Genomic DNA, 5,510 nt, shown 5'->3' with positions numbered 1-5,510 from the left:
CCTAGCCAAAATGCTTGAGTGGAATTGAGTTCGCGGCTCATGATGATCTCCAAAATTAAAGAGACCATCAGTGTGATCAGCCTACGTTAATGTGGGTAGATGGGGTTTATGGCGCGCTTACACACAAATGGCCGTTGCAGCTCCGGGATGGCAATCTTATCGCTGCGCACATCCGCCAGCACTTGGCTTACTGCGGTCTGTTTTACTTCGTATTTGGCCATGCCTGGTCCTTGTCGCGCTTATATTGTTGTCGGATAGCTTTATCCATGTCACCTAGCGCGCATAAAGCTTTCATAACGACTTGATCTTAGATGCATGTGATTTTGCCGGATCGTGAGGCTAGCCATCTTTAGAGTGGAGACTGATAGCTCTCCAGCCATACTTGTTTTTCGCTTTATCAAAAGCTGCTACTGCAAGGCCCTTCGTTTGGCAGTTATCTGGCAGTGTCGATGCCAGCGAAGCATGAACAAATATGTCGCCACTCACAAAGCCAAACCCTCTCTCGGTGATGCTCAGTGTGCCATCAAATAAACGAATATCCGGGGATTCAAAATGGTCGCTAACCTTCACTGAAACTACTTCAGGCTTATCTGAAGATAAATCGCAGAGCAGCTCAAGGGGTGTGCCTGGCTCGGGAAAACTACGTTTGGGAAAAACTCCTTTCCTCGCAGACAGCGTCATATCTCGGGATACGTAAATATTCGCGCCTTTTAAAGAGGCATGAACATTTTGCAGAATGCCGGCATAACGCTCTGGCTTGGCAATGGTGTATTGCTCCGCACCTGCCGATAAGCTCCGAGTAATTGCATCAAAGTCACTATAATCAATTGAGGCGTCGTACCAGGGGGATGAGGTCAACTCCAAGATATTATCCCGGGGCGCCCATCCATTCTGGCTGTATATCTCCAGGAGTTTGCTCAGTGCCTTGGATGCATTATCATCCGCTCCGGTCTCATGGAATCGCTCGGCGATCTGAATCAGGCCCTGGATACTGAATTTCGGGTCATGGGCAGAAGATAATCCATTTGCCAGAAGTTTGATTGCAACGTACGGCTCATCTTCATAAGTCGTCGCTAGGCCGAACCAGGCCCATGACTCACTGCGTTTACGTTGAAGAACTGTCAAATATGCGTCTCTCGCCCTTTGCAGTTCACCAGCCTGCCAAAAGACTTTGGCCTTGTCGTACGCTAGCCAGACCTTTCCTGCAGGCGAATCTTCCGCGACCTCTTCAGCATATTTGAGAAACGCTACGATCCGAGGCGCTAACAATGTGCTTCCTTCACTGTTAAGCAGGTAGCATGCAGCAACCATTCTGGCCAGCTTCTGAACGGTGCTGGGTGATTCGCCTTTGTCGGTAACAAAGGGCTTATGGTCGTCAGCATTAAATAGCTTGCTCCCAGACATCAATATAAAGGAGCAAATAGGTTCACAAAACTTTCCGATCTTGTTGAAAAGGTTCCATAACCTGAAATCAATGTTATCGCTCGGTAGGGTAAGCTCCAAGTCAGATATGCGTGACGCCCACAGATCGATCGCCTGTTGTTCAGATGGTCGTGGAGTATTGTTTTCACGTGATTTGATAGGCTCTGCTTTCAATTTCAGTGCCGCATAGATCACCCAGAATAGCGATGTTTTCAAGAATTCATTGTGCTTATCTTGCTGTAATACCTGATAGCCGGCCTGCCAGGCTCCCTCTAAATTATTGTTTGATTTGAGCTCCCTGATATCGTCAAAGATACTCATGCTAGGGCCTCCATAGCATTGGTAAAGCGAGTGATCGCTTTTTCTGAAGTTGCTCGGCTAATTCGTATGGAGCTAACCATACCTCGTTTATCTGCATTGATATGTACATCTACAGCGTCTTCGCCTCCTACAAATACCAGTTGAAGGAGATAATCACTTTCGGTTACATGAGCAAGGCTGAAACCATGAAACGCCAGTTTTTCTAAAACTGTATCAAGGACATCTTGCAGGGCGGAGCTTTGTGCATGAAATGGCTCACTAATAAGCTTGTCAATGGATACTTGATCTTCTGGATTGCCGCTGATGAAGACCTTTGTGGTGATGGTTTTCTTCTTGTCGTAGTGAAGCCGTACGGCGACATCAGCTTGCTGATCGCGCTCAATGAATTTTATTACCACCTGAAATGGATACTCGTTCCACTCTCCAATGCGCCATACTGATTTCTCAAGGCGCTCGCGCAAAGCCAGCAGCAGTGGCAATAACTCGGTATCGCTAAATCCTGGGGGTGGAACAATAGATGCTTCTTGCTCTTTCGGCTGCCGAGCAGAGTCGTAGAACAGTCCTGCATTGACGGCAAACGGCCCTACTCGGAGATCATGGGCTCGGCTAACAGTGGCGTAAATCAAGGGCGTGAGCGCAGGCATCTGTCGAACGACCAGCTGTTCTTCAGCGACGGTAGAGGCAGTGTATAGCCAACGAAAATAGTCAGCATTGTTAGGTTTCCCACCCGAAGAGCTGCGGGATGCGTTCACCCACACGCAGGGCCAATGTCGCCCCTGAGCTCTATGCAGCGTCATTACATGCGCAGGGCGAATCAGAGCAGCAGTAGCATAACCCTGGGCTTGGAGAATCTGGTATTCGTAACGGTCATAGCTTGCACGGGCTTCCGCGTAGGCCGGATCCTTCTTATCTGGCAGCCTTTCCTTCCGTTCAGTTAGCAATGGCTTGGCAAGCTGACGGGCCAGTACCTGTAATGCAAGCACTTGGTCTGTGGTCAGTTCAGGACGTTCTGCTTCGTAGAAATCTATCAGATAACGGAACGTTACCTCACCGACACCGGGTAAACGACAGTGAGCAAGCTGGAAGTGCAGGTAGGTAGGCTTGCTTCTTCCGCGTAACTGCACACTATGTGTTTCAATACCCTCGTCGACACCGTCAATAAGCGCTATTTCGCCAGCACTTATCCAGCGCAGTTCAGAGCTCGCCCAAGTTTCGGAATCAGCAGTAATGATCGGTGTACGGTTGTAGAAATCGACCCTATCCCTGATACCCAGTCGTAATGGACTTGTGTGGCCCAGAATTCTAGTTTTAACAGCAGCGTTGATTTTGCGGTTTTGTTCATGGGTCGCACAAAGCAGAATAGATTCCGCGCACACATTACTGACGTCTGGCTCCCAGTTAGTCTTGTTGCTCTCATCCTGGATCTGCAATCGTTTTCCGACAACACGGGGCAGAGAGTTGAACCGGGTGTTGATCACGCGGCTGACCAGGTGGGATTGAAACTGACTTAACGCATCTTGCGGATCAGGCACAACCTGCTCGGACAATAACTCCCCCACTACAGACAGCTGCCGATGTTCCAACAAGCTATCGGTCATCAGGCTACGCTGCTGTGAGCCACGCGGAGTCTGGTATGGGTCGCCGATAACCACAAAAGGGGCTTTGTACGACTCTATTACTGACAGGAAATCCTGAATCAAGTGACCAGAACCATAGCGCCTGTCGGTTATCTTGAACTCTTCGTCACTCAGCAGGTGCGCATCAACAAGCACAGGAATCTGGCATGGCGACAACAAGCCTTGCTTTATTTTGTGAATACCGATTTTGCGGTCATTTATGACCTCAAAATTGTCTGGTTCACGGCTGTATAACCAGGTGTATATTGAGGTGGGTTGTGCCTGCGAATGATGATAAGTGCCGGAGAGCCGCACGCTGGGAATAAGCAGCAGTACTTCGTATCCAGCAGCGCCAATTTCCTCTACTACGTGGGGAAACAGGAAGCGCTTGCCCGTTGAAGCCATGCCAGCTAAACGGAATAAACCGGTCGCACTCTGCAACCATTGACGTAGCTGCTGCAAGAGCGCGCTTTGTTGATGTGTGAGGGCAACTCTTGTGCTCGTATCTTCCAGCCTTTCTCCCAGTAGTCTCACGTCGGGTACGCCAGCTGGTACATAGAGTTCAATACCCAACTGCTTAGTCATTCTCTCGATATCTGCCGGAGGCAGCGAGATTTCCTTGCTCACGATGGCGTCCAGATCCCTAATAAGCTGACGTTCATCAGTGATATAAAACCAGGGCTTGATGCCACCGGGCAGGTGGCGTGCGTCAAACTCTACCGTTCCCTGAAAAGCGACCAGTGCTGCGGTATGGCGCCAGTTACAAGTGGTATTTAGATCAGCCATGTTGCGACTAAGAAAGTCGATCAGGGCGTGTTTGTTGATTGTAAGCTGGCGTAGTGGGTTAACGCTGGCACCGCCTTTCACTTCCACACTGCGGCCGGACTCATCGGTCATCATCCATGGCCCGCTTTCAGAAAACGTCAGGGTTCCGCTGAATGCCTTGAAATCAATAATGATCAGCGCGTTGGGCTTTATGAGCAGCGCATCCAGTTCCCGGCCACCAACGTAAAAATTGGCTAACAAGCGCCAGTCTTGATTGGTGGACAGACAATGCATGCTAAGAGCATCGTACAATCGATCGAACGCCTTGTTTTCATGCGTGTGGTCAAACTGTCTGCCGCGATATGCCTTCATTGCCATCCTTGCAGTTCCTTAATTTGAGGCGAGGGTATTATTAGCCCGCCTTCTCCCCCGTCACAGCCTTCACTTCAGCCAACAAATCCCCAAACTTGCCATAGTTCACCTTCACCCCGTCATCCAGATCCAGCGAGATACGTTGGTCGGCATAGTGACGCAACTTCTCGTCGAAGGTGTTGAGTTCGGCTTGCTGCTTGTAGAGCTTGCTTAGATCTTTCTCAATCGCTTTCGCTTCGGCGGCGGAGGTGCTGGCGTCTTTGTCTTGTTCTAGCTTTTCCACGTAGCTGGCGAGCTTGGTGGTGAGCGGGATGACATAGTCGGTGCGCATCTCGGCCAGGGTGCTTTCGTTGTAGCGGTGCAGGTAGACCAAGCACTCGAAGGCTTTCTGCTTGCCGGAGCTGAATAGCCAGTAGATGGGGCGTTTTTTATAGGTGCGCAGGTGATCCTTGAAGAACTGGGTGCTGAGGTAGCGGCGGATGGTATACAGCGCGGCCTCTCCATTCTTGGGTTTGATGGCGTGAAGGCAGAGACTTTCAGCGACGAAGTCGAGGTTTTCCTGCAGGTGTTCCTCGCCCCAGACGGTGCGCACGAAATCGCGGAAGCGGTTGGTGGCGTCGTCGGGGAACCACTCCTGATCGGTCAGGGGGATAATGGCGTTGTCATCTGGGGCGAAGCTTGGCTCGGGGATCTGGGCGAGGTAGTCGCGGACGGTTTCGCCCTGGCTGGCGAGAATCAGGCCGGGCTTGTCCAGCGAGTAGCGGCCCATCATGCAGCCGATGGCGTAGCTGACCAGCTCCTTGAGAGCATCACACTGGAGTAAGGTTTCCAGTTCGCCTTCGGACCGGTTAGAGCCGTAGCGATAATATGGATTGCAGTTTAGAGTAACTCCTTCCTGAATCCGTGAAGCCGGCGCCGACACTTTCCCTATCACCGCCAGCGAGCACTTTTTGATCATTCGCCCCGTGCAAGTTGGCTTTCGCAAGCCCGTTATTGCCAAAACCCACCGTGCTG

General features: G+C 50.8%; 3 protein-coding genes and 1 pseudogene. All 4 read right to left on the bottom strand.

The window, feature by feature from the left end:
* Positions 1–86: 86 nt before the first annotated feature.
* Positions 87–221 (bottom strand): hypothetical protein, encoded by a 135-nt coding sequence (locus V8L71_RS20140; RefSeq protein ID WP_336275270.1) that lies wholly within the window; start codon positions 219–221, stop codon positions 87–89.
* A gap of 118 nt (positions 222–339) precedes the next feature.
* Positions 340–1,743, bottom strand: coding sequence for a tetratricopeptide repeat protein (locus tag V8L71_RS20135; RefSeq protein ID WP_336275269.1), 1,404 nt, complete (start codon positions 1,741–1,743; stop codon positions 340–342).
* Positions 1,740–4,502, bottom strand: coding sequence for an NERD domain-containing protein (locus V8L71_RS20130; RefSeq protein WP_336275268.1), 2,763 nt, complete (start codon positions 4,500–4,502; stop codon positions 1,740–1,742). The genes V8L71_RS20135 and V8L71_RS20130 overlap by 4 nt, the downstream gene beginning before the upstream one ends.
* 34 nt (positions 4,503–4,536) lie before the next feature.
* A pseudogene (locus tag V8L71_RS20125) lies at positions 4,537–5,510 on the bottom strand (hypothetical protein); the annotation flags it as partial.

It is taken from the genome of Vreelandella indica (assembly GCF_037070225.1).
Classification (GTDB): Bacteria; Pseudomonadota; Gammaproteobacteria; order Pseudomonadales; family Halomonadaceae; genus Vreelandella; species Vreelandella arctica.
This window is presented reverse-complemented; position numbering and strand designations above follow the sequence as displayed.